20 protein-coding genes are annotated in these 23039 nt (G+C 70.3%); 3 read left to right on the top strand and 17 right to left on the bottom strand.

Features of this window, described 5'->3' with window-relative positions; translation table 11 throughout:
- Nucleotides 1-115 precede the first annotated feature (115 nt).
- From BMY61_RS38820 to arc, 11 genes are all read right to left on the bottom strand, one after another.
- Nucleotides 116-355 (bottom strand): hypothetical protein, encoded by a 240-nt coding sequence (locus BMY61_RS38820; RefSeq protein WP_042449990.1) that lies wholly within the window; start codon nt 353-355, stop codon nt 116-118.
- On the bottom strand, nt 352-1299 hold the full coding sequence (locus tag BMY61_RS38815) for a helix-turn-helix transcriptional regulator (RefSeq protein WP_042449991.1): 948 nt from the start codon (nt 1297-1299) through the stop codon (nt 352-354). The genes BMY61_RS38820 and BMY61_RS38815 overlap by 4 nt, the downstream gene beginning before the upstream one ends.
- A 130-nt stretch (nt 1300-1429) precedes the next feature.
- Nucleotides 1430-2437: a helix-turn-helix transcriptional regulator gene (locus BMY61_RS38810; protein WP_042449992.1), complete on the bottom strand. Its 1008-nt coding sequence runs from the start codon at nt 2435-2437 to the stop codon at nt 1430-1432.
- A 180-nt stretch (nt 2438-2617) separates the two neighbouring features.
- A complete protein-coding gene (locus tag BMY61_RS38805) occupies nt 2618-2989 on the bottom strand; it encodes an FKBP-type peptidyl-prolyl cis-trans isomerase (protein WP_042449993.1) in 372 nt (123 codons plus the stop codon).
- A 64-nt stretch (nt 2990-3053) separates the two neighbouring features.
- Nucleotides 3054-4058: an FKBP-type peptidyl-prolyl cis-trans isomerase gene (locus BMY61_RS38800; RefSeq protein WP_042449994.1), complete on the bottom strand. Its 1005-nt coding sequence runs from the start codon at nt 4056-4058 to the stop codon at nt 3054-3056.
- A gap of 149 nt (nt 4059-4207) precedes the next feature.
- Nucleotides 4208-5569 (bottom strand): Pup--protein ligase, encoded by a 1362-nt coding sequence (gene pafA / locus BMY61_RS38795; protein ID WP_042449996.1) that lies wholly within the window; start codon nt 5567-5569, stop codon nt 4208-4210.
- Between the two features lie 87 nt (nt 5570-5656).
- Nucleotides 5657-6424: a proteasome subunit alpha gene (gene prcA, locus BMY61_RS38790; protein WP_042449997.1), complete on the bottom strand. Its 768-nt coding sequence runs from the start codon at nt 6422-6424 to the stop codon at nt 5657-5659.
- Nucleotides 6425-6473: 49 nt separating this feature from the next.
- Nucleotides 6474-7319 (bottom strand): proteasome subunit beta, encoded by an 846-nt coding sequence (prcB, locus tag BMY61_RS38785; RefSeq protein WP_042449999.1) that lies wholly within the window; start codon nt 7317-7319, stop codon nt 6474-6476.
- A gap of 39 nt (nt 7320-7358) precedes the next feature.
- The gene (locus BMY61_RS38780; protein ID WP_042450000.1) at nt 7359-7577 is read right to left on the bottom strand and encodes a ubiquitin-like protein Pup; all 219 of its coding nucleotides are present in this window, start codon (nt 7575-7577) and stop codon (nt 7359-7361) included.
- A gap of 184 nt (nt 7578-7761) precedes the next feature.
- The gene (gene dop, locus BMY61_RS38775; protein WP_042450001.1) at nt 7762-9273 is read right to left on the bottom strand and encodes a depupylase/deamidase Dop; all 1512 of its coding nucleotides are present in this window, start codon (nt 9271-9273) and stop codon (nt 7762-7764) included.
- Nucleotides 9274-9437: 164 nt separating this feature from the next.
- The gene (arc, locus tag BMY61_RS38770) at nt 9438-11204 is read right to left on the bottom strand and encodes a proteasome ATPase (protein WP_042450002.1); all 1767 of its coding nucleotides are present in this window, start codon (nt 11202-11204) and stop codon (nt 9438-9440) included.
- A gap of 219 nt (nt 11205-11423) precedes the next feature.
- On the opposite strand from arc, the gene BMY61_RS38765 reads away from it, so the two are divergent.
- A complete protein-coding gene (locus BMY61_RS38765) occupies nt 11424-11726 on the top strand; it encodes a ferredoxin (protein ID WP_042450003.1) in 303 nt (100 codons plus the stop codon).
- 84 nt (nt 11727-11810) lie between these two features.
- On the opposite strand, the gene BMY61_RS38760 is transcribed toward BMY61_RS38765, so the two are convergent.
- The 3 genes from BMY61_RS38760 to BMY61_RS38750 all read right to left on the bottom strand — a co-directional run bounded on the left by BMY61_RS38760 (nt 11811) and on the right by BMY61_RS38750 (nt 14853).
- Nucleotides 11811-12431, bottom strand: coding sequence for a hypothetical protein (locus BMY61_RS38760; RefSeq protein WP_052438847.1), 621 nt, complete (start codon nt 12429-12431; stop codon nt 11811-11813).
- Nucleotides 12432-12585: 154 nt separating this feature from the next.
- Complete coding sequence (locus tag BMY61_RS38755) at nt 12586-13563, bottom strand: tRNA (adenine-N1)-methyltransferase (protein ID WP_143094737.1); 978 nt, start codon at nt 13561-13563, stop codon at nt 12586-12588.
- 60 nt (nt 13564-13623) lie between these two features.
- Nucleotides 13624-14853 (bottom strand): site-2 protease family protein, encoded by a 1230-nt coding sequence (locus BMY61_RS38750; RefSeq protein ID WP_236656077.1) that lies wholly within the window; start codon nt 14851-14853, stop codon nt 13624-13626.
- A gap of 176 nt (nt 14854-15029) precedes the next feature.
- Here BMY61_RS38750 and BMY61_RS38745 point away from each other — a divergent pair, with 176 nt between their 5' ends.
- Together BMY61_RS38745 and BMY61_RS38740 are read left to right on the top strand one after the other, a co-directional pair.
- Nucleotides 15030-15995 (top strand): RecB family exonuclease, encoded by a 966-nt coding sequence (locus tag BMY61_RS38745; RefSeq protein WP_082015129.1) that lies wholly within the window; start codon nt 15030-15032, stop codon nt 15993-15995.
- A 75-nt stretch (nt 15996-16070) separates the two neighbouring features.
- Nucleotides 16071-16742: a response regulator gene (locus BMY61_RS38740; protein ID WP_042450100.1), complete on the top strand. Its 672-nt coding sequence runs from the start codon at nt 16071-16073 to the stop codon at nt 16740-16742.
- Between the two features lie 92 nt (nt 16743-16834).
- Here the strand turns inward: BMY61_RS38740 and BMY61_RS38735 are convergent, their stop codons facing one another.
- The 3 genes from BMY61_RS38735 to metH all read right to left on the bottom strand — a co-directional run bounded on the left by BMY61_RS38735 (nt 16835) and on the right by metH (nt 22982).
- Entirely contained in the window at nt 16835-18463 is a 1629-nt protein-coding gene (locus tag BMY61_RS38735) for an ABC transporter substrate-binding protein (protein WP_042450005.1), read from the bottom strand.
- Between the two features lie 251 nt (nt 18464-18714).
- Nucleotides 18715-19392 (bottom strand): HAD family hydrolase, encoded by a 678-nt coding sequence (locus BMY61_RS38730; protein WP_342342553.1) that lies wholly within the window; start codon nt 19390-19392, stop codon nt 18715-18717.
- Between the two features lie 98 nt (nt 19393-19490).
- Nucleotides 19491-22982 carry a methionine synthase gene (gene metH, locus BMY61_RS38725; protein WP_042450006.1) on the bottom strand — a complete coding sequence of 1164 codons (3492 nt, stop codon included), beginning with the start codon at nt 22980-22982 and terminating at the stop codon, nt 19491-19493.
- Nucleotides 22983-23039: the final 57 nt, after the last annotated feature.

Below are 23039 nucleotides of genomic sequence, written 5' to 3'. Positions count from 1 at the left end.
CGCTGCCGGAGTGGGTCTTCGCCGCGGCCCGGGAGGTGCTCCGGTGCTGTGGGCGTGGCGGTCCGGGCTGCTGGTGCCGAGGCACAGCCACGACCCGGACGCGCGCACACTGCTGCTAACGGGCCCCGACGTGGAGCCGCATCGTCGGGACGCCCGCGCCGGTCAGGGCGTCGATGATGCGCTCGCCGGCGGGCTTGCGGACCGCCACGCCGCACGCCGGGCAGGTGAAGGAGTAGAAGGTGCGTTCCTTCGTGCGCCCCAGCGCCAGGCGGAAGGCGCGAGCCTCCAGCTCAGCCGTGGCCCGGCAGTCCGGGCAGGATGCCCGGAAGCGGGTCGGGGAGGCGAGCGCGCTCATCCGTCGTACCGGGCCAGCGCCGCGACCGCGGCCTCGCGGGCCTGGGCGGCGAGGGAGGACGGCTCCAGGACGCGGCCGTCGGGGCCGAGCCGGAGGACCAGGCGCAGCAGGGAGGAGGGGTCCGGAGTGCGCAGCACGATCCGCAGGCCGCCGTCGGGGAGCTCCTCGGCCGACTCGTGCGGGTAGTACTCGGCGACCCAGCGACCGCCCGGGGCGACCTCCAGGACCACCTGCGGGTCCTCGCCGGAGGGGTGGACCAGGCCCTCGGAGAGGTCCCGCAGCTCCAGCGGCGGCGGGTCGGAGGGGGTGTCCAGCACCTTGATCTCGGCGATCCGGTCCAGCCGGAACATCCGGCGGTCCTCGGAGAGACGGCACCACGCCTCGAGGTAGGTGTGGCCCTCGCTGATCAGGCGGATCGGGTCGACCTCGCGCTCGGTGAGCTCGCCACGCCCGGACGACCAGTAGTTCAGCCACAGGCGCTTGCGCTCCGCGAAGGCCCGGTCGATCTCGGCGAAGACGTCGCCCTCGGCCTCGAAGGTCACGCCGACGCGGGTGCTTCCCTCGGCGACGTCACCCGCCGCAGCCTCCAGCTTGGCGACGGCGCGGGTCAGCGCCTGGCGGTCGCGCTCGCGCAGGCCGGGCAGACCCGCCACGGCGCGGGCGGCGACCAGCAGGGAGGTCGCCTCGTCGGCGGCGAGCCGCAGCGGCTGGGCCACGTCGTCAGGATTGTGCCACCAGATCTGCTCGCCGTCGGTGTCGATGTCGAGCAGGTCGCCGCCGCGGAAGCTGGTGCCGCACATCGGCAGCACGCTGAGGTCGCGGATCAGCTCGCGCTCGGTGACGCCGAACGCGCGAGCGACCTCGCTGACCCGGGCGCCGGGGCGCTCACGCAGGTAGGTGACGAGCGAGAGCATCCGACGGGTCTGGTCGATGGCGCTGCTCATACCGACTCCTGTCGCACGTCGTCCCGGCTCCGCTCCGGCCGGGTCCCCACTCCGCTCACGCCGCGGAGCCGCATGGTGTCCCGTCCTCGCTCCGTGGGCCCCCACCCTGCGCTGCACCTCGACTGCGTGCTCATGCGCCCACCTCACTCTCGTTCGAAGCGTCACTCGAAGAACCGGCCACCGCGCGCAGGCGCGCGATGATGTCCGCGCGCAACTCGGCGGGCTCCAGAACGACCACGTTCGGGCCGTACTCCACCAGGTCCGAGGCGAGCCCCAGGCCGTAGGGGAGCTCCAGCTCGTCCCACTCGGCGTCGACCGGCTCCACGGAGGTCGCCTTGGCGCGCAGCGGGAAGCCCGCCTTGCGGCGGACCTGGACCCGGGCCCGCTCGGTCGCGCCCTCGCCGGCGAAGCGGGCGACGGCCTGGCGGACGTCGACGTGGTCGGGGACCTCGGCGACGAAACGGGCACCCTTGCTGCGCACCTTGCCGACGATCCGGCTGAGCCGGAAGACGCGCACGTCCTCCCGGTCGCGGTCCCAGCCCGCCAGGTACCAGTGGCCGTGCCAGAACTCCAGCGCCCACGGCTCGACGGTCCGGGCCTCGGCCACGGCGGAGCCGCTCTTGCGGTAGTCGAAGCCGACCGGACGGCGGTCGCGGGCGGCGACCAGCAGCGGCTCGAACGCGGCCTCGCGGGCGGGGATGCGCGGCTGGAGCGCGGTACGGCCCTCGGCGTCGTCCTCGGCGAGCGAGCCGGCCGCGCGCAGCTTCTGCAGGGCGCCGCTGGCGGCGCCGGCCAGGCGGGCCTGCTCCCAGACTCCGGCCGCGAGGCTGAGCGCGGCGGCCTCCTCGGCGTCCAGGTGGACCTCCGGCAGCCGGTTGACGTCACGTCGGGCCAGGTAGCCGAGCTCGCCGTCGAGGGGGTTCTCCACGACGTCGATGAGCAGGCCGAGTTCGCGCAGATCGTCCTTGTCCCGCTCGAACATGCGGTTGAAGGCGTCCTCGCTGGCCTGTTCCCCCGCCGTCCCCGCCTCGCGGTAGGCCTCGATGGACTCCCGCAACTCCCGCTTGCTCAGCGGGCGCTTGGTGTTCATCAGGCACAGCGCGAGGTTCATCAGGCGCTCGGACTTGGCGATGGGCATCGCTCACCCTTCTCTGGACACGGCACCGGCCGCGGCGGGCCGCTCGGACCACGCATCAACTGACCGTACCGGTAGGGCTCGGCGCCACAAAGCGCACCCCCGCCCGAACGCCGCCTGTGGTAGCGCGGCGCCTCGGACGGGGGTGCGAGGGTCGAACCTCAGTCAGCGGTTCCGGGGGTGTCAGACACCCATCAGGTCGCAGACGAAGATCAGCGTCTCGCCCGGGGCGATCGCGCTGCCGGCGCCGCGGTCACCGTAGGCGAGGTGGGCCGGGATGATCAGCTCGCGACGGCCGCCGACCTTCATGCCCTTGACGCCCTGGTCCCAGCCGGCGATGACCTGGCCGACGCCCAGCTTGAACTGGAGCGGGGTGCCACGGTTCCAGCTGGCGTCGAACTCCTCGCCCGAGCTGAAGGCCACGCCCACGTAGTGGACCTTGACCATGTCGCCGGCCTTCGCCTCGGCGCCGTCGCCCACCCAGATGTCGCGGATCTGCAGCGTGGTGGGGGCCTCGCCACCCGGGAAGTCGATCTCCGGCTTCTCGATGTTCAAGGTAGTGCTCTCCTCGGATACGGACGTAACGACGCAGCCCTGGTCGGACTGGTCAGGCCCTACGTTACGCGGCTCCGAGGATGTCCACGACGAAGACCAGGTTGGCGTTGGGCGGAATGCCCTGGTTGCCCTGGGCGCCGTAGGCCTCGGCGGACGGGATGGAGAGGATCACCCGCGAGCCGACGGTCTGGCCGACCAGGCCCTTGTCCCAGCCGGGGATGACCTGGCCGGCACCGATGACGAAGCTGCTGGCGCCGCCGTACTTCCAGGAGAAGTCGAAGACCTTGCCGTCCTTGAGCGTCGCGCCGGTGTACTGGGCGATGAGGTTCTGGCCGGGCTTGACCACCGGACCCTTGCCCTTGATCAGCACGCCCACGCCGAGGTTCTTCGGGTCGCGCTGCGCGTCGGTGATGGTGAACGTCGCCGGGCCGCCGGCCTTGACGTCGACCTTGGGCAGATCGGCCGAGACGGGCAGGGTCGCGCCCTGCGCCATGGCGTCGGACGGCACGGCCTCGGTGATGTCGAAGACCAGGGCCAGGGTGTCGTGGCAGCTGATGCCGAGCTTGGGGTAGCCCGCGTTGCCGAAGCCCGCTCCCGGAGGAGCCACCACCTCCACCCGGCTGCCGACCTTGTGGCCGACCATGGCCTGCGTGAACATCGGCACCATCGGGGTGGTGTGCAGGTTGTCGACGGTGGCCCCGCCGCCCTGCTCGTAGCTGTTGATGAAGGACTTGCCCGCCCAGTTCTGCCCGGCGAAGGAGAAGGCGACGACGTCGTCCTTGGTGACCGTCGCGCCGGTGCCCTCGGAGAGGGTCTTCACCACGAACTTGCCGTCCGGGGTGCCCTTGGCCGGGGTGATCTTGATGCTCTGGCCGAAGGTGCCGGAGACGGCGGGGAGCGCCGCGTCGTCGTTGACCACGGCGGGCGTGGGCATGGGCGCGGCCGCGGCGCTGCCGGACGGGCAGGGCGTGGCTGCCGCGTCGGCCGAGGACTGCTGCTTGGTGCTGCTGCCACAGCCGGTGAGCAGCAGCGCGGGCGCGAGAAGCAGCGCGGCGGCGAGTCGGCGCACGGTGATCCTTAGGGTGGTCGCGAATCCGATGGTCCGCGCCACTCTATGGCCTTGCGCCGACTCCGCGCTGAGACCGAGAGCACAACTTCGGTCACATTTCCGGCACGTACATGCCCACCTCCGGGCCCACCGAAAGGCGGGCCCGGGGCTCACATCCCGGCGATGAGCTTCTCGACCCGTTCGTCCACGGACCGGAACGGGTCCTTGCACAGCACGGTGCGCTGCGCCTGGTCGTTGAGCTTCAGGTGCACCCAGTCGACGGTGAAGTCGCGGCGCTGCTCCTGGGCCCGCCGGATGAAGTCCCCGCGCAGACGCGCCCGGGTGGTCTGCGGGGGCACCGACTTGGCCTCGAAGATCTTGAGGTCGTCGCTGACCCGCTCGGCCTGGCCGCGGTTCTGCAGCAGGTAGTACAGGCCGCGGCGGCGGTGGATGTCGTGGTACGCGAGGTCGATCTGGGCGACCCGCGGGTGCGACATCGAGATGCCGTTCTTGGCCCGGTAGCGCTCGATCAGCTGGTACTTCATGACCCAGTCGATCTCGCGGTCCACCTTGGAGTAGTCCTCGGTGCGCACCGCCTCCAGGGTGCGGCCCCACAGGTCCAGCACCCGGGCGATGGTGCCGGTGCGGATGCCGCGGTTGTCGGCGAAGTCGGAGGCCTTGTTGAAGTACTCCTGCTGGATCTCCAGCGCGCTGGCCTCGCGGCCGTTGGCGAGCCGGACCAGGCGGGAGCCGGTCAGGTCGTGGGAGACCTCGCGGATGGCCCGGATCGGGTTCTCCAGGGTGAGGTCCCGCAGCACCGTGCCGGCCTCGATCATCCGCAGCACCAGATCGGTCGCGCCGACCTTGAGCAGCGTGGTGGTCTCCGACATGTTGGAGTCGCCCACGATGACGTGCAGGCGCCGGTAGCGCTCGGCGTCGGCGTGCGGCTCGTCGCGGGTGTTGATGATCGGGCGGGAGCGGGTGGTGGCGGAGCTGACGCCCTCCCAGATGTGCTCCGCGCGCTGGCTGACGCAGTAGACCGCGCCGCGCGGGGTCTGCAGCACCTTGCCCGCGCCGCAGATCAGCTGGCGGGTGACCAGGAACGGGATCAGTATGTCGGCGAGGCGCGAGAACTCGCCGTGGCGGGCGACCAGGTAGTTCTCGTGGCAGCCGTAGGAGTTGCCGGCGGAGTCGGTGTTGTTCTTGAACAGGTAGACGTCCCCGGCGATGCCCTCCTCGTGCAGGCGCCGCTCGGCGTCCACGAGCAGGCCCTCCAGGATCCGCTCCCCCGCCTTGTCGTGCGTCACCAGCTCGGCGACGTCGTCGCACTCGGGGGTGGCGTACTCGGGGTGGGAGCCCACGTCCAGGTAGAGGCGGGCGCCGTTGCGCAGGAAGACGTTGCTGCTGCGGCCCCATGACACGACACGGCGGAAGAGGTAGCGGGCCACCTCGTCCGGTGACAGTCGTCGCTGCCCCCGGAACGTGCAGGTGACGCCGTATTCGTTCTCGAGCCCGAAGATTCGGCGGTCCATGCCTAGTTGTTCACCTTCCCGCCCAGTGCGAAACCGTGGGAAAAGCAGGCCCTGCCACGCCGCTGGACGGGCAGGGCCTCGAAGGGGCTACTCCCCCTCGGGGGCGCCGTCCGCCGCAGGCGGGGTGGCGTCGTCGTCCGTGGCGGCGCTGGCGTCGCCCTCCAGGAGCCGGGCCAGCTGGGTGCCGAGCAGACGCTTGAACTTGCGCTGCTGCCAACGGCCGCGGTCCAGCACCGCGACCTCCAGCTGATCGGGCGTCATCGTGCGGGCGGTGCCGCCGTTCGGGTCCCGCGCCAGGCTGTCGACGGCCAGCTTGAGCGCCTCCGGCAGGGTCAGGCCCTCCTCGTGGCGCTGGTCGAGGTAGTTGGCGATCGACTCGGCGTTGCCGCCGACGGCGACGCTGCCGTGCTCGTCGACCACCGAGCCGTCCGGGGTGAGCCGGTAGATCTGGTCGTCGCCGGGGTTCTTGCCGACCTCGGCCACGATCAGCTCGACCTCGTAGGGCTTCTCGCCGGTGGACGAGAAGATCGTGCCGAGGGTCTGGGCGTAGACGTTGGCCAGACCGCGCGCGTTGACGTCGGCCCGGTCGTAGGAGTACCCGCGCAGGTCGGCGTAGCGGACGCCGCCGATGCGCAGGTTCTCGAACTCGTTGTAGCGGCCGACGGCGGCGAAGGCGATCCGGTCGTAGATCTCCGAGACCTTGTGCAGCGCGCGGGAGGTGTTCTCCGCGACGAAGACGATGCCGTCGGCGTAGGTGAGCACGACCACCGACCGGCCCCGCGCGATGCCCTTGCGGGCGTACTCGGCGCGGTCGGCCATGGCCTGCTGGGGTGAGACGTAGAACGGCGTCGACACCGGTCGCCCCTTCTTGTCGAACGGTCAGGTGAGGTGGGGTCAGCGATCCCTAGAGCATCGGTGCCTGCGGGCCGTCCGGCTGCTCCAGACGGTGCCCCAGCACGGCCTCGGCGAGCTCGCCGACCTCGGCGTCGCCCAGGCGGCGGAAGCCCTCCTCGGTGATGACCGAGACGATCGGGAAGATGCGGCGGGTGAGGTCGGGGCCGCCGGTGGCGGAGTCGTCGTCGGCGGCGTCGTACAGCGCCTGGATGACGACGGTGGCCGCGCTCTCGGCGGTCAGGTCGGAGCGGTAGAGCTTCTTGAGCGAGCCCTTGGCGAAGAGCGAGCCGGAGCCCGTCGCCGCGAAGCCCGTCTCCTCGGAGCGGCCACCGGTGACGTCGTAGGTGAAGATCCGGCCCCGGCCGAGCTCCAGGTCGTAACCGGCGAACATGGGGACCACGGCCAGGCCCTGCATGGCCATGCCGAGGTTGCCGCGGATCATCGTGGTGAGCCGGTTGGCCTTGCCCTCGAGGGAGAGCGAGGTGCCCTCGATCTTCTCGTAGTGCTCCAGCTCCAGCTGGAACAGGCGGACCATCTCGACCGCGAGACCGGCGGTGCCGGCGATGCCGACCGCGGAGTACTCGTCGGCCGGGAAGACCTTCTCGATGTCGCGCTGCGCGATGATGTTGCCCATGGTGGCCCGGCGGTCACCGGCGAGCAGCACGCCGCCGTCGAAGGTGGCGGCGACGATCGTGGTGCCGTGCGGCGCCTCGAGCGGCTGCACCCCGGCCGGCAGGTTACGCCGACCGGGCAGCAGCTCGGGCTGGTGAGCGGCCAGGAAGTCCAGGAACGAGGACGAGCCCGGCGTCAGGAAGGCAGCCGGCAGACGCCCGGTGCCTGAGAATGAGGCTTCCACAGCTTTCCTTCCAGTGAGTGAGTCGATCAAGGAGAGAATCTACTCTCCGCCCTTCTGGACGAAGCCGCGAACGAAATCCTCGGCGTTCGACTCGAGCACCTCGTCGATCTCGTCCAGGACCGCGTCGACGTCGTCGTCGAGCTTCTCCTTGCGCTCCTTGAGGTCCGAGGCCTCGTTGGCCTCGGCCTGGGTCTCCTCGACCTCCTCGGAGGAACGGTTCGCATGCTGCTGACCGCCGCCGGTGTCCTTGGTCGCCATTGCCCTCACCCCGCTCTTGAGTGCACTTGAGTGCTCTGAGTGGATCAGCTGATCTCTGACCCTAAGGCTTGTAGTCGATGAACGTCGATCGTTGCCCGGATGATGCCCATCGGCGTGCAGTTCACCCATGGTGAACGCCCGCCCCCGCACGGTTACGCTCTGCGCGTACAGGTGTTCAATCCGCTCACCCGCCGCTCAGGACGCGCACCAGTTCCTCCGCCGTCCGGCACCGGTCCAGCAGCGCCTTGACGTGGTTCCTGGTGCCGCGCAGCGGCTCCAGGGTGGGCACGCGCTGGAGCGAGTCGCGGCCCGGGATGTCGAAGATCACCGAATCCCAGGAGGCCGCGGCGACGTGGTCGGCGTACTGCTCCAGGCAGCGGCCGCGGAAGTAGGCCCGAGTGTCCTCGGGGGGCTGGTGGGCGGCCCGCAGCACCTCCGCCTCGTCCAGCAGGCGGTCGATCCGGCCGCGGGCGACCAGGCGGTTGTAGAGGCCCTTCTCGGCCCGTACGTCCGCGTACTGCAGGTCGACCAGGTGCAGCCGGGCGTCGTCCCACTCGAGGTTGTCGCGGCGGCGGTAGCCCTCCAGGATCTCCTTCTTGGCCACCCAGTCCAGCTGGCGCGAGAGCGACATCGGATCGCGCTCCAGCTTGCCGAGCACGTCCTCCCAGCGGTCCAGCACGTCGCGGGTCTGCTCGTCGGCGTCCTGGCCGTAGCGGTCCTCGACGTACTTGCGGGCCAGCTCGCAGTACTCCATCTGGAGCTGCACGGCAGTGAGCTTGCGGCCGCTGCGCAGCTGGATCAGGTATTCCAGCGAAGGGTCGTGGGAGACCCGGTGCAGGGTGCGGACGGGCTGGTCCACGGCGAGGTCGACGGTGATGAAGCCGTCCTCGATCATGGACAGGACCAGGGCCGTGGTACCGAGCTTGAGGTAGGTGGAGATCTCGGACAGGTTGGCGTCACCGATGATCACGTGGAGCCGGCGGTACTTCTCGGCGTCGGCGTGCGGCTCGTCGCGGGTGTTGATGATGGGCCGCTTGAGCGTCGTCTCCAGGCCCACCTCGACCTCGAAGTAGTCCGCGCGCTGGCTCAGCTGGAAGCCGTTGGCCGAGCCGTCCTGGTGCAGGCCGACGCGGCCGGCCCCGGTGACCACCTGGCGGGAGACGAAGAACGGGGTGAGGTGCTTGACGATGTCGGCGAACGGCGTGGCCCGCTTCATCAGGTAGTTCTCGTGGGTGCCGTAGGAGGCACCCTTGTTGTCGGTGTTGTTCTTGTACAGGTGGATCGGCTGCGCGCCGGGCAGCTGCAGGGCGCGGCTGGCCGCCTCCTCCATGATCCGCTCGCCGGCCTTGTCCCAGAGCACCGCGTCGCGCGGGTTGGTGACCTCGGGCGAGGAGTACTCGGGGTGGGCGTGGTCGACGTAGAACCGCGCTCCGTTGGTCAGGATGATGTTGGCGAGACCGATGTCCTCGTCGGTCAGCTGGCTGGAGTCGGCCGCGTCGCGGGCCAGGTCGAAGCCGCGCGCGTCGCGCAGCGGGTTCTCCTCCTCGAAGTCCCAGCGGGCCCGGCGGGCCCGGTGCATCGCCGCCGCGTAGGCGTTGACGATCTGGGACGAGGTGAGCATGGCATTGGCGTTGGGGTGACCGGGAACGGAGATCCCGTACTCCGTCTCGATACCCATGACGCGCCGTACAGACATGCGGCCCTCCTTCGCGCTACCGCGGACGATCGCGAGCGGTAACCCGAGACTAGATCTGCCGACTGACAACCGGGAGCTCAAGTGACGACGAACGTCCGACTGCGAGGGCCCACGGGCTCCCGCAGCCGGACGTCTGTGGTGGTGCTCGGGTGGTGCGTGCGGTGTTACAGGTACTGACCCGTGTTGGCCACGGTGTCGATGGAGCGGCCGGACTCGGCGCCCTGCTTGCCGGTGACGAGCGTGCGGATGAAGACGATCCGCTCGCCCTTCTTGCCGGAGATGCGGGCCCAGTCGTCCGGGTTGGTGGTGTTGGGCAGGTCCTCGTTCTCCTTGAACTCGTCCACACAGGCGGCGAGCAGGTGGGAGACGCGCAGACCGCGCTGGCCGTGGTCGAGGAAGTCCTTGATGGCCATCTTCTTGGACCGGTCCACGATGTTCTGGATCATGGCGCCGGAGTTGAAGTCCTTGAAGTACAGGACCTCCTTGTCACCGTTGGCGTAGGTGACCTCCAGGAAGCGGTTCTCCTCGGACTCGGTGTACATCCGCTCCACGACCGCCTGGATCATGGCGCCGACGGCCGCGTCGACCGAGTCGCCGTGTTCCTTGACGTCGTCCGGGTGCAGCGGCAGCGAGGCCTTGAGGTACTTGGAGAAGATGTCCTTCGCGCCCTCGGCGTCCGGCCGCTCGATCTTGATCTTGACGTCCAGGCGGCCGGGCCGCAGGATCGCCGGGTCGATCATGTCCTCGCGGTTGGAGGCGCCGATGACGATGACGTTCTCCAGGCCCTCCACGCCGTCGATCTCGGCCAGCAGCTGCGGGACGATGGTGTTCTCCACGTCCGAGCTGACACCCGAGCCGCGGGTGCGGAAGAGCGACTCCATCTCGTCGAAGAAGACGATGACGGGCGTGCCCTCGCTCGCCTTCTCCCTGGCCCGCTGGAAGACCAGGCGGATCTGCCGCTCGGTCTCGCCGACGTACTTGTTGAGCAGCTCCGGGCCCTTGATGTTGAGGAAGTAGCTCTTCCCCTGGGGCTGTCCGGTGACCTCGGCGACCTTCTTGGCCAGCGAGTTCGCGACCGCCTTGGCGATCATCGTCTTGCCGCAGCCGGGCGGGCCGTAGAGCAGGACGCCCTTGGGCGGCCGCAGCTCGAACTCGCGGAACAGGTCCGCGTGCAGGTACGGCAGCTCGACCGCGTCGCGGATCTGCTCGATCTGCTGGCCCAGGCCACCGATCTTGGAGTAGTCCGTGTCCGGGACCTCCTCCAGGACCAGCTCCTCGACCTCGCTCTTCGGCACGACCTCGTAGACGTAGCCGGAGCGCGGCTCCATGAGCAGCGCGTCACCGGGCCGCAGCACGATGTCGCGCAGCGGCTCGGCGAGCCGGACCACCTTCTCCTCGTCGGTGTGGCCGGTGACGAGCGCACGCTCGCCGTCCTCCAGCACCTCCTTGAGGGTGACGATGTCACCGATGCTCTCGAACTCGAGCGCCAGGACGATGTTCAGCGCCTCGTTGAGCATGACCTCCTGACCACGGCGCATCTCCTCGAGCGGCACGCTCGGGCTGACGTTCACCCGGAGCTTTCTGCCGCCGGTGAAGATGTCCGCGGTGCCGTCCTCGTTGGCGCTGAGGAAGGTGCCGAAGCCGGCGGGCGGCTGGGCCAGCCGGTCGACCTCCTCCTTCAGGGCCACGATCTGGTCCCGCGCCTCGCGCAGGGTAGAGGCGAGCCGCTCGTTCTGGGCGGTGACCCCGTTCAGGTTGGTCTGCAGCTCGACGATCCGCTCTTCCAGGATCCTCGTGTGCCGCGTGGGCTCGGCGATCTTACGGCGCAGGACTGCGATCTCCTGCTCGAGCATCGAGATCTGTGCCTGTGCATCTTCAGAACCCCGTGCGGGCCTGCCGCCTCGGGCGTAGTCGTCATCGTGGGCTGCCACGGTCCTCACCTCCTCCGGGGGGAGCTGACGCTTCCAGACCCTACCTGCGCCTGGGAGTGTTGAAACCCCTTGATCGAAAGTCCGAAGGGGTGTGTCCGATCTTCACCCTTGCGCACGTCCCCTCTGGTAAGGCACATACCCACCTCTGCATTGGTCGAAAGCGGGCGGGGGTAGGCTGACGAGGTCAGGCACCATCGAGAAGCGGAACGGGCGGCACGGATGTCCACCAGCACCGAGACAGCGGTCGACGAGGCCCTGGAAGTCTGGATCGACCAGGACCTGTGCACCGGGGACGGCATCTGCGTCCAGTACGCCCCCGAGGTGTTCGAGCTCGACATCGACGGCCTCGCCTACGTGAAGGGCGAGGACGAGGAGCTGCGGACCGAGCCGGGCGCCTGTGTGCCGGTCCCCTTGACGCTGCTTCAGGACGTGGTGGATTCGGCCAAGGACTGCCCTGGCGACTGCATCCACGTGCGCCGGGTGCGGGACGCGGTCGAGGTCCACGGACCTGACGCGGAGTAATCCCGCGGAGAGGCAAACACCCCCCGTCGGTGACGAAGATCACATGACGGGGGGTGAGCTGTCTCCGGGTCAGGCCGGACGGGGTCAGACCTGCGCGGCGTTGCCCGTGACCACCGGGGCGGCCCAGGCGCCGTCGGCGCCGAGCGACCAGTCCAGCGTCTCGGTCAGGTCCGGGCAGCAGTCCGGGACGCTGGTCGAGGAGTAGCCGATGACGGTCGCGTGGATCGAGCCGTCGCCGCGCATCGCCATGGTGCGCACGGTGAAGCGCTTGGCCGGGTCCAGCAGCTGGATCGGGGCGGTGCGGCCCGCCTCCAGCGCGTAGAGCCCGTCCGGCGGGGAGCCGGCGCCGGCGTCGCAGCGGGCGGCGACGACGGTGACCGGGGTGCCGGCGCCCGGCAGCGCGGCCGAGAACTGCTGGTCGATGTGGACCGGCAGCGGGCCGCAGTCGATCGGCAGCTTGGCCTTGGCCGCGTCCGGCGCGGCGCTCCGGGCCAGCGGGCCGGCGGTCGGCTCCGCGCCCGTCTGCACGGCGCCGGCGGGTCCGACGGCCAGCACCAGGCCGACGACGGCTCCCACGCCGGCCGCGGTGGCGATCCAGTGCAGGGGTTTGCTGCGCGCGTGGGCCGGGAGCCGCGTCGCGGTCGTCGCCTCCGGAGCCTCACTCGTCACGTCCGCGTCGCCCGACCCCGCCACCACCTGGACCACCAGGGCACACCCCATTTCCCGCTTTGCACGCGCGATTTGTGGGCAGCATCGTCCCACAGTGCGAAGAGCGAAAGAACCACGGGGAAGCGACCGTTCCGTCGCTTCCCCGTGGTGGTGGTGTGAAGGCGTCAGCCCTCGTCCGTCGGCCCCGTCGTCAGCCCTCGTCGCCCTCGCGGTCGAAGTCCTCGACGTAGTCCTCGCCGGAGGCGTCCGAGCGGGACTCGGCCAGCCGCAGGAAGCGACCCCCCTTGGTCTTCTCCGGCACGATCGACTCGCCGTAGGCGCCCTTGGACGGGCGGCGGCGGCGCAGCGGCGGCTCGACGCCGTCCGCGAGACGACGGGAGGTGAGCAGGAAGCCGGTGTGCCCGATCATCCGGTGGTCCGGGCGCACGGCCAGGCCCTCCAGGTGCCAGTTGCGCACCATGGACTCCCAGGCCTGCGGCTCGGTGTAGCTGCCGTGGTCGCGCAGGGCCTCGACGGTCTTGGACATCTGCGTGGTGGTGGCCACGTAGCAGATGAGCACACCGCCCGGCACGAGCGCCTTGGCGACGGCGTCCAGGCACTCCCACGGCGCGAGCATGTCGAGGACGACGCGGTCGACGTCGGTCTCGACCAGGTTGTCCTGCAGGTCGCCGAGCGTCAGCTTCCACGCCGGGTGCGGACCGCCGAAGTACCGCTCCACGTTGTTGCGGGCGATCTCCGCGAAGTCCTCGCGGCGCTCGTAGGAGGAGAGCAGACCGCTGTCGCCGACGGCACGCAGCAGGCTCATGCTGAGGGCACCCGAGCCGACGCCCGCCTCCACGACGCGGGCGCCGGGGAAGATGTCGGCCATGGTGACGATCTGCCCCGCGTCCTTCGGGTAGACCACCGCGGCGCCGCGCGGCATGGAGAGGACGTAGTCGGGGAGCAGGGGACGCAGCGCGAGGTACTGGGTGTTCCCGGTGGTGCGCACGACGGACCCCTCGGGGGCCCCGATCAGCTCGTCATGGGAGAACGCACCCTTGTGGGTGTGGAACATCTTCCCGGCTTCGAGCGTGATGGTGTGGTGGCGGCCCTTGGGATCGGTGAGCTGGACCTGGTCCCCGACCTGGAAGGGCCCGCGTCGGCGGGCGGCGCCGGTCGGTTGAGTCATGCGGGACATTTTACTGTCTGATCACAGGGCTATTTGCACCCTCCGTGCTCCCCGCGCCCCTCAGGAGGTCGCAACCGACTCCGGGATCGGGTCCTCCCCCGCCATCGCGCGGGCGAAGGCGCGCTCCACGTCCACGGCCGCCAGGACGCCCAGCGGGTTGCCCTGCGGGTCCTCGACCAGGTACTCCGCCGCCGGGGCGGCGCGCAGCGCGTCGAGGAGGTCCTCGCCGGCCAGCGCAGAAGCGATCCTGCTGCCGGGGCCGAGGGGTGCGGAGACCTCCGCGACCTGCATCCAGGGGCGGCGGTGGTCGGGGATCGCGCGGACCGCGCGCTCGCGGACGAGGGCGACGGGGGTGCCCGCGGAGTCGGTGACGATGATGCCGAGGGCCTCCGCCTCCTCCAGCCGGCGCAGTGCCTCCGCCAGGGGCGTGTCGCCGGTGACGCTGACCGCGCGGCGGGTCAGCGCGGTCGCGCTCAGCTCCGGGAGGCGCTCCCGCAGCCGCGCGTTCCGCAGGCTGCCGCCCGCGCCGTTCCAGATGATCGCGGCGAGAACCGCGCCGAGGACGGCGTCGGTGAGCATGGAGAAGGTGCCCAGGCCGGGGGCCGCGGCCGCGGAGTACGCGGGCAGCAGGATCAGCACGGCCACCGCGAGCACCCGGCCGGCCCAGGCCGCGGCCACGGTGCCGGCCATCGGTCGGCCCGTGGCCTTCCAGACCACGGCCCGCAGCATCCGGCCGCCGTCCAGCGGCAGGCCGGGCAGCAGGTTGAACGCGGCGACGACGAAGTTGCTGAGCATCAGCGAGGTCAGCAGCACGCCGGGCACCGTGGCCGGGGTGACGAACTGCATGGCGAGCAGGAACACCCCGCCGAGCACCAGCGAGAGCAGCGGTCCGGCGAAGGCGAGCCAGAACTCGCGCCCCGCGCTCTGCGCCTCCTTGGTGATCTCCGACACGCCGCCGAAGAACTGGAGCTGGATGCGGAGCACCGGCAGCTCGAAGCGGAGCGCGAGGACCGTGTGCGCGAGCTCGTGGACCAGGACCGAGCCGTAGAAGGCGAGCGCGAAGAAGAGCGAGACGAGGTACCGGGCACCGCCCAGGCCCGGAAGCACGACGTCGATCTGGCCGCCGAAGAGCCAGGTGATCAGCGCGGCGACGAGGAACCAGCTCGGCGTGACGTACACCGGGACGCCGAAGGGACGGCCCATGCGCAGCGCTCCCGCGGGCCGGTCGGTGGTGTCCGGGGCGTCGGGCTGGTGCGGTGTTCTGCCGGCTCCGCCGTGCTCTTCGCTCAATGTCCGCCCCTTCGCCTGGCCGGGCCTGCCCCACGCCGTGCCCGCCCGCCACACGCTACGCGATCAGTGACACGGCCACGCACGCGGCGGGCCGAAGGCCCGTCCTTTCCCTTCTTACCCGCGGGATGTCGGTGCCAGCCCGCGGGATGTCGGTGCCAGGCCGTAGGGTCGGACCCATGCAAGCCGCCGACCCGCCGACGACCCAGCCTCCAGTGGCCCAGACCCACGCGCCACCCGCGCCCCGCTCCGCGGACGAGGTCGTGCCGCTGGAGACCCCTGCGCACCCGGAGGCGCAGCCGGAGGCCGAGCCGAAGGCGTTCAAGCACCCGGTCTCGCTCTCCCCCTCGCGCGCGTCGGATTTCATGACCTGCCCGCTGCTCTACCGGCTGCGGGTGATCGACAAGCTGCCCGAGCCGCCGAGCCCGGCCGCCACCCGGGGCACGCTGATCCACTCGGTCCTCGAGCGGCTCTTCGACGCGCCGCAGGGGTCGCGGACGCCGGACGCCGCCAAGGCGCTGCTGCGTCCGCAGTGGGAGCGGCTGCTGGAGGAGCGGCCGGAGGTCGCGGAGCTGTTCCCGGCCGAGGCCGGCGGCACGGACGCCGAGGAGCTGGCGTCCTGGCTCGCGGGCGCGGAGCAGCTGCTCGCGTCCTACTTCCGCATCGAGGACCCGAACCGCCTGCAGCCCGCCGAGCGGGAGCTGCTGGTCACCACGGAGCTGGAGTCCGGCCTGACGCTGCGCGGCTACGTCGACCGGATCGACGTGGCGCCCACCGGCGAGGTCCGGGTGGTGGACTACAAGACCGGCCGCGCGCCCTCGCGGGATTTCGAGGGCAAGGCCATGTTCCAGATGAAGTTCTACGCGCTGGTGATCTGGCGCGAGCGCGGCGTGCTGCCCAAGCGCCTGCAGCTGATGTACCTGGGCGGTGGCGGCCAGGTCGTCACGTACGACCCGGACGAGGGCGACCTGCTGGCCACGGAGCGCAAGCTCCAGGCCCTGTGGCAGGCGATCCAGCGGGCGCTGGAGACGGGCGAGTGGCCGGCCAACCCGAACCGGCTCTGCGACTGGTGCGCGCACAAGTCGCTGTGCCCTGCGTGGGGCGGCACGCCGCCTGCGTACCCTTTGGCTGACACCCTCAACTGACTCGACCGACTCAACTGATCAAGACTGATCAAGCACCTCGAACCTGATCGAGCTCGACGAATGATGGAGCGTTCCGTGACGATCCGCGTGCTGCTGGTCGACGACCAGCCGCTGCTGCGTACCGGCTTCCGGATGATCCTGGAGGCCGAATCCGACATCGCCGTGGTCGGCGAGGCCGGGGACGGGCAGCAGGCGCTCGACCAGGTCCGGGCGCTCCAGCCGGACGTGGTCCTGATGGACATCCGGATGCCCCGGATGGACGGGGTGGAGGCCACCCGCCGCATCGCCGGCCCCGGCCGGGACGGCCCGGCCAAGGTCCTGGTGCTGACCACCTTCGACCTGGACGAGTACGTGGTGGAGGCGCTGCGCGCGGGGGCCAGCGGCTTTCTGCTCAAGGACGTCCCGGCCGAGGAGCTGGTGCAGGCGATCCGGGTGATCGCCGAGGGCGCGGCGATGCTCGCGCCGAGCGTCACCCGGCGCCTGCTGGACATGTACGCCGGCCGGCTGCCCTCGGGCGACGAGGCGCCGCCGCCGTCGCTGGCCACGCCGACGGACCGTGAGGTCGAGGTGCTCAAGCTGGTCGCGAAGGGCCTGTCCAACGCGGAGGTGGCGGGCGAGCTGTTCGTCAGCGAGACGACGGTGAAGACGCACGTGGGCCACGTGCTGACCAAGCTCGGCCTGCGCGACCGCGTACAGGCGGCGGTCTTCGCGTACGAGAGCGGCCTGGTCCGCCCCGGCGGCAGCTGACCTCCGCGGCACGACAAGGCACGACGTTCCACGACGCAACGGAAGGAGCCGGGCGACAGCCACTGTCGCCCGGCTCTCCCGCTGTCACTCGACTACGAGTTCTTGCCGATCATCCACCAGCGGTTGTTGCCGGAGCTGTCCAGCGTCAGCGGCACGCCGGTGACGTTCGACTGCGCGGCGGCGTACTGCGAGTTGGTCCAGATCGGCAGCACCGGCACGGCGTTGGCGATGTCCTCCTGGACCTGCTTGTACACGTTGAACGCCGCGGTGCGGGTCGGGTAGTTCAGGCCCTGGGCGATGAGGGTGTTCACCGCGGTGCTGTGCCAGCTGTTGTACAGCGGGCCGGGGCCCTGGCCACCGACCATCGGGGAGATGTAGTCGTCCGCGTCGAGGTAGTCGGCGGACCAGGCGACCATGAAGGCGTCGAACTTGCCGTTGCCGAGGACTGCCTTCTGCATCTCGCCGAAGCCGCCCTTGAAGCCCTTGAGGGTGACGTCGAAGATGCCGGACTGGTCCAGCTGCTGCTGGATCATCTGGACCTCGGCGGCCTTGGCCGCGTCACCCTGACCGTAGTCGAGCGTGAACTTGACCGGGAGCTGGATGCCGGCCTTCTCCAGGTTCGACTTCACCGTCGCCGCGGACACCTTGCGGCTGGTGTACGCCGAGAAGGACTCGGACTCGTTGGCGATACCCGCCGGCATGATCGAGTACGCCGGGGTGACGGTGTGCTTGTAGGCGTTCTCGGCGATGGTGTCGCGGTTGATCAGCTCGGCGACGGCCTGGCGCACCTTGACGTTCTTGAAGACGCCCTTGAGGGTGTTGAAGGACATCAGTCGGACGGTGCCGCCGGGGCCCTGGAAGACCTGCAGCCCGGTGCCGAGCTGCTGGTCGTTCTGCATGGAGACGATGTCGGACGCGTTCAGGTCCTGGATGACGACGTCGACGTCCTTGCTGTCCAGCGCCGCCTTGGTGCCGGCCTGGTCGGCGTAGTACTTGATGTCGACGGCGGAGTTCTGCGGGGCCGAGGCCGCACCCTGGTAGTTCGGGTTCAGCGAGAGCTTGATCTCGGTGGGCTGCTTGGTGCCGCCGAGGTCGCCGAAGGTCACGCTGTCGACCTTGTAGCGGCCGGAGCCGACCACGTCGGTGAAGTTGTTGGGCTCGGCCTTGGTGCCGGAGAACACCTTGGGGTCGACGATCGAGGCGACACCCGAGGCGAGACGGTCCTCGAGGGTGGCGTCGGGCGTGGTCAGGTGGATCTTGACCTCGGTCGGGCTCGCGACGTCCACGGACTTGATCGTGGAGAACAGGGCGTTGACGCCCGTGCCCGACTTGATCCGCGCCACACGGTCGAGGGAGAACTTGACGGCGGTGGCGTCCAGCGGGTCGCCGTTGGAGAACTTCACGCCGGAGCGGATGTCGCAGGTGGCGGTGAGCTGGTCGCTGCTCAGGGCGCACTTGCCCGTCGCGAGGTCGGGGCTCGGGGTGTTGCCGCCGGGCGCGTAGGTGAACAGGCCCTGGTAGATGTTGTAGTACACCTCCCAGGAGCCCTGGTCGTACGCGTTCGCCGGGTCGAGCGTGGTGAAGGCGTTGGCCGAACCGACCTTGATGGTCACGCTCGGAGCGCCGCCGACCGGTGAGGCCGACTTGGAGGAGCCGCACGCAGTGGTGGTGGCGATGAGGCCTATGCAGCTGAGCGCAGCAGCCCGCTTGAGAGCTGACATCAGTTCTAATCTCCTTGCCGGCGCTGAGGGGTGTCGCCGCCGTGCCGCGACGCCGCAACACCACGGTCAGGGGTGCGCTCTGGCTCGCGAAAGGTCGAGTGGTCGGTAGCCTGCCACACGATCGCATGAATCAGGCAGTCGATCCTCACCCAGGGTTGGCCCAAAGAGCGCCACGGGCAGGAGATTTGAGGGATCGTGCCCCAATAAGTCCGATTTAACGTTAGCAGGTAGTTACTTTTCTGTGTGCATGATCAGTCGCGCTGCAGGGTAAGGAGCCCACGCAGCAGATCGGTGTCCACACCCTCGAGGGTGGCGCGCACCGTGGTCCGCGGACCTGGCTCGATGGCGGCCACGGACGGCACCGCGAGCACGTGGCAGCCCGCCGCCAGACCGGAGCGGACACCGGTGGGCGCGTCCTCGATCACCACGCAGCGTGACGGATCGGCGCCGAGGCGCTCGGCGGCCAGCAGATACGGGTCCGGGTGCGGCTTGGTGCGCTCCAGCTCGTCGCCCGCGACCGTGAAGGCGAAGAAGTGGCCGCCGAGAGTCTTCAGCACCTGGTCGATGATCCGCCGGTGCGAGGCGGAGACCAGGGCGGTCGGGACGCCCTGCGCGGCCAGGTCCACGAGCAGCGCCTTCGCGCCCGCCCGCACCGGCACGCCCTGCCCGATCAGCTCCACGAACCGCTCGTTGATCGCGTCGCCCAACGCCGCCGGGGTCAGCGGCGCGCCCGAGACCGTCAGCAGATGGTCGACCACCCGGCTCATCGGCCCGCCGACGACGATCTCCCGCTCCTCGACGCCGATCGGGTGACCGAGCTCGGCCAGCAGGGAGCTCTCGGCCTCCCACCAGAAGTCCTCGGTGTCGACCAGCGTGCCGTCCATGTCGATCAGGACGGCCTCGAGCGTGCGGGTAGCGGGAATGGTCACGGGCGGGCGCGTCCTTCGGTCGTTCGGAGACGGCTCGGGCCGACCACCATCCCCGGTGATCGGCCCGAATCGGGTCCTACAGCTTACGCCTCACATGATTAACGCGCGTTGAAGTACTTCGCCTCGGGGTGGTGGATGACGATCGCGTCGGTGGACTGCTCGGGGTGGAGCTGGAACTCCTCCGAGAGCTCGACGCCGATCCGCTCCGGGCGCAGCAGCTCGGCGATCTTGGCGCGGTCCTCCAGGTCGGGGCAGGCGCCGTAGCCGAGGGAGAAGCGCGCTCCCCGGTACTTCAGGGCGAACATGTCCCGCATGTCCTGGGGGTCCTCGGAGGAGAAGCCCAGCTCGGCGCGGACCCGCGCGTGCCAGTACTCGGCCAGCGCCTCCGCGAGCTGGACGGAGAGGCCGTGCAGCTCCATGTAGTCGCGGTAGGAGTTGGCCGCGAAGAGCTTGTTGGCCGCCTCGGAGATCCTGCTGCCCATGGTGACCACCTGCAGCGCCACCACGTCCTTCTCACCGCTCTCCTCCGGGCGGAAGAAGTCCGCCAGGCACAGCCGGCGCCCGCGACGCTGGCGCGGGAACTCGAACGCGGTGCGCTCCCGGCCGTCCTCGCCCAGCACGACCAGGCTGTTGCCGCGGGAGACCGCGGGGAAGTAGCCGTAGACCACGGCGGCCTCCAGCAGCCCTTCGGTCTGCAGGCGGTCCAGCCACATCCGCAGCCGCGGCCGGCCCTCGGTCTCCACGAGCTCCTCGAAGCTCGGCCCGCCTGCGCGGCCCGCCTTCAGGCCCCACTGGCCCTTGAACAGCGCGTCCTCGTCCAGCCAGGCGGTGTAGTCGGCGAGCGGGATGCCCTTGACGATCCGGTCGCCCCAGAACGGCGGGGTCGGCACCGCGTTGTCGGCGGCCACGTCGGAGCGCTCGGTGGAGTCCTCCGGCTCCGCGATCTCGACCTTCGCGTGGCGGCGCTGCTTCAGCTCCGGCAGCACCGCGCCGGGCACGCCGCGCTTGACGGCGATGAGCGCGTCCATCAGGCGCAGACCCTCGAAGGCGTCGCGGGCGTAGCGGACCTCGCCCTCGTAGATCTCGTGCAGGTCCTGCTCGACGTAGGCCCGGGTGAGCGCGGCGCCGCCGAGGATCACCGGGAACTGGGCGGACAGACCGCGCTGGTTCAGCTCCTCCAGGTTCTCCTTCATGATCACCGTGGACTTCACCAGCAGACCGGACATGCCGATCACGTCGGCGTTGTGCTCCTGGGCTGCGTCCAGGATCGCCGCGACCGGCTGCTTGATGCCGATGTTGACGACGTTGTAGCCGTTGTTGGACAGGATGATGTCGACGAGGTTCTTGCCGATGTCGTGGACGTCGCCCTTGACGGTGGCCAGCACGATCGTGCCCTTGCCCTCGGCGTCGGACTTCTCCATGTGCGGTTCGAGGTGCGCCACGGCCTTCTTCATCACCTCGGCCGACTGGAGCACGAACGGCAACTGCATCTGGCCGGAGCCGAACAGCTCGCCGACCGTCTTCATCCCCTCCAGCAGCACCTCGTTGACGATCTCCAGCGCCGGACGGACCGTCAGCGCCTCTTCCAGGTCCGCCTCCAGGCCGTTCAGCTCGCCGTCGACGATGCGCGCCTGCAGCCGCTCCTCCAGCGGCAGCGCGGCCAGCTCCTCGGCCTTACCCGCCCTCACCGAGGCGGCGGACACACCCTCGAACAGCTCCAGGAACCGCTGCAGCGGGTCGTAGCCCTCGCGGCGACGGTCGTGGACGAGGTCGAGGGCGACCTCGCGCTGCTCCTCCGGGATGCGCGCCATCGGCAGGATCTTCGCGGCGTGCACGATCGCGGAGTCCAGCCCGGCCTCGACGCACTCGTGCAGGAAGACCGAGTTCAGCACCATGCGGGCGGCGGGCGAGAGGCCGAAGGAGATGTTCGACAGGCCCAGCGTGGTCTGCACGTCCGGGTGCAGGCGCTTGAGCTCGCGGATCGCGTCGATGGTCTCGACGCCGTCGCGGCGGGACTCCTCCTGGCCGGTGCCGAGGGTGAAGGCGAGGCAGTCGACCAGGATCGAGTCCTCGGGGATGCCGTAGTCGCGGCCCAGCTGCTCGATCAGCCGCTCGGCGATCTCGACCTTCTTGGCGGCGGTGCGGGCCTGGCCCTCCTCGTCGATGGTCAGCGCGATCAGGCCGGCGCCGTGCTCGCGGGCCAGCGAGGCGATCCGGTCGAAGCGGCTGCCCGGCTCGTCGCCGTCCTCGAAGTTCACCGAGTTCAGCACCGCGCGGCCACCCAGCAGCTCCAGGCCGGCCTCGATGACCTGCGGCTCGGTGGAGTCCAGCACGATCGGCAGGGTCGAGGCGGTGGCCAGGCGTCCGGCCAGCTCGCGCATGTCGGCGACGCCGTCACGGCCGACGTAGTCGACGCAGAGGTCGAGCAGGTGCGCGCCTTCGCGGATCTGCTCGCGGGCGATGTCGACGCAGGCCTGCCAGTCCCCGGCGATCATGGACTCGCGGAACTTCTTGGAGCCGTTGGCGTTGGTCCGCTCACCGATGGCCAGGTAGGAGGTGTCCTGGCGGAACGGCACGGACTGGTAGAGCGAGGAGGCGGCGGCCTCGTGCACGGGAGTGCGCGGCGTGACGGGACGGCCCTGCACCCGCTCGACGACCTGCCGCAGGTGCTCGGGGGTGGTGCCGCAGCAACCGCCGACCAGGCTCAGCCCGTACTCGCGGGTGAACACGTCGTGCGCGTCGGCGAGCTCCTTCGGCGACAACGGGTAGTGCGCGCCGTCGGAGGTGAGCACCGGCAGGCCGGCGTTCGGCATGCAGGACAGGCCCACCTTGGCGTGACGGGCCAGGTAGCGCAGGTGCTCGCTCATCTCGGCGGGGCCGGTGGCGCAGTTCATGCCGATGTAGTCGACGTCGAGCGGCTCCAGCGCGGTCAGCGCGGCGCCGATCTCGGTCCCGACGAGCATGGTGCCGGTCGTCTCCACCGTCACGTGGACGAGGACCGGGAGCGACAGGCCCGCCTCGGCCAGCGCGGCCTTGGACCCGAGGACGGCGGCCTTGGCCTGCAGCGGGTCCTGGCTGGTCTCGATCAGCAGCGCGTCGGCGCCGCCCGCGATCAGGCCGGCGGCGTTCTGGCGGAAGCCCTCGCGCAGCGCCTCGAAGCCGATGTGGCCGAGGGTGGGGAGCTTGGTGCCGGGGCCGATCGAGCCGAGCACCCAGCGCTGGCGACCGTCCTCGGCGGTGAACTCGTCCGCGACCTCGCGGGCCAGCCGGGCGCCGGCCTCGGCGAGCTCGACGATCCGGTCGGCGATGTCGTACTCGGCGAAGGCGGAGAGGTTGGAGCCGAAGGTGTTGGTCTCGACGCAGTCGACGCCCACGGCGAAGTACGCCTCGTGGACGGAGCGCACGATGTCGGGCCTGGAGACGTTCAGGACCTCGTTGCAGCCCTCGTGGCCCTGGAAGTCGTCCAGGGTGGGGTTCTGGGCCTGCAGCATGGTCCCCATGGCCCCGTCCGCCACGACGACGCGGGTGGCGAGCGCCTCGCGGAGCGCGTCGGCACGCTCCTGGGCAGCGGTAGGGACGATAACGGCCATGGTGGGCTCCCTGTGTGCGACGGCTGTCGGCTTTGCGTCGACTCGGTCGCCGACGCA

This window comes from Streptacidiphilus jiangxiensis (genome assembly GCF_900109465.1).
Taxonomy (GTDB): Bacteria; Actinomycetota; Actinomycetes; order Streptomycetales; family Streptomycetaceae; genus Streptacidiphilus; species Streptacidiphilus jiangxiensis.
The sequence above is the reverse complement of the archived record's forward strand: the minus strand, read 5'-3'. Positions and strand labels throughout refer to the sequence as shown.

What these genes read in the sequence shown, in the direction of transcription:
- pafA (WP_042449996.1), bottom strand. Translation starts at nt 5,569, where the DNA reads ATGGACCGCCGAATCTTCGGGCTCGAGAACGAATACGGCGTCACCTGC.
- BMY61_RS38755 (WP_143094737.1), bottom strand. Translation starts at nt 13,563, where the DNA reads ATGACTCAACCGACCGGCGCCGCCCGCCGACGCGGGCCCTTCCAGGTC.
- BMY61_RS38780 (WP_042450000.1), bottom strand. Translation starts at nt 7,577, where the DNA reads ATGGCGACCAAGGACACCGGCGGCGGTCAGCAGCATGCGAACCGTTCC.
- BMY61_RS38745 (WP_082015129.1), top strand. Translation starts at nt 15,030, where the DNA reads ATGCAAGCCGCCGACCCGCCGACGACCCAGCCTCCAGTGGCCCAGACC.
- metH (WP_042450006.1), bottom strand. Translation starts at nt 22,982, where the DNA reads ATGGCCGTTATCGTCCCTACCGCTGCCCAGGAGCGTGCCGACGCGCTC.
- BMY61_RS38815 (WP_042449991.1), bottom strand. Translation starts at nt 1,299, where the DNA reads ATGAGCAGCGCCATCGACCAGACCCGTCGGATGCTCTCGCTCGTCACC.
- dop (WP_042450001.1), bottom strand. Translation starts at nt 9,273, where the DNA reads ATGTCTGTACGGCGCGTCATGGGTATCGAGACGGAGTACGGGATCTCC.
- BMY61_RS38820 (WP_042449990.1), bottom strand. Translation starts at nt 355, where the DNA reads ATGAGCGCGCTCGCCTCCCCGACCCGCTTCCGGGCATCCTGCCCGGAC.
- BMY61_RS38810 (WP_042449992.1), bottom strand. Translation starts at nt 2,437, where the DNA reads ATGCCCATCGCCAAGTCCGAGCGCCTGATGAACCTCGCGCTGTGCCTG.
- BMY61_RS38735 (WP_042450005.1), bottom strand. Translation starts at nt 18,463, where the DNA reads ATGTCAGCTCTCAAGCGGGCTGCTGCGCTCAGCTGCATAGGCCTCATC.
- BMY61_RS38765 (WP_042450003.1), top strand. Translation starts at nt 11,424, where the DNA reads ATGTCCACCAGCACCGAGACAGCGGTCGACGAGGCCCTGGAAGTCTGG.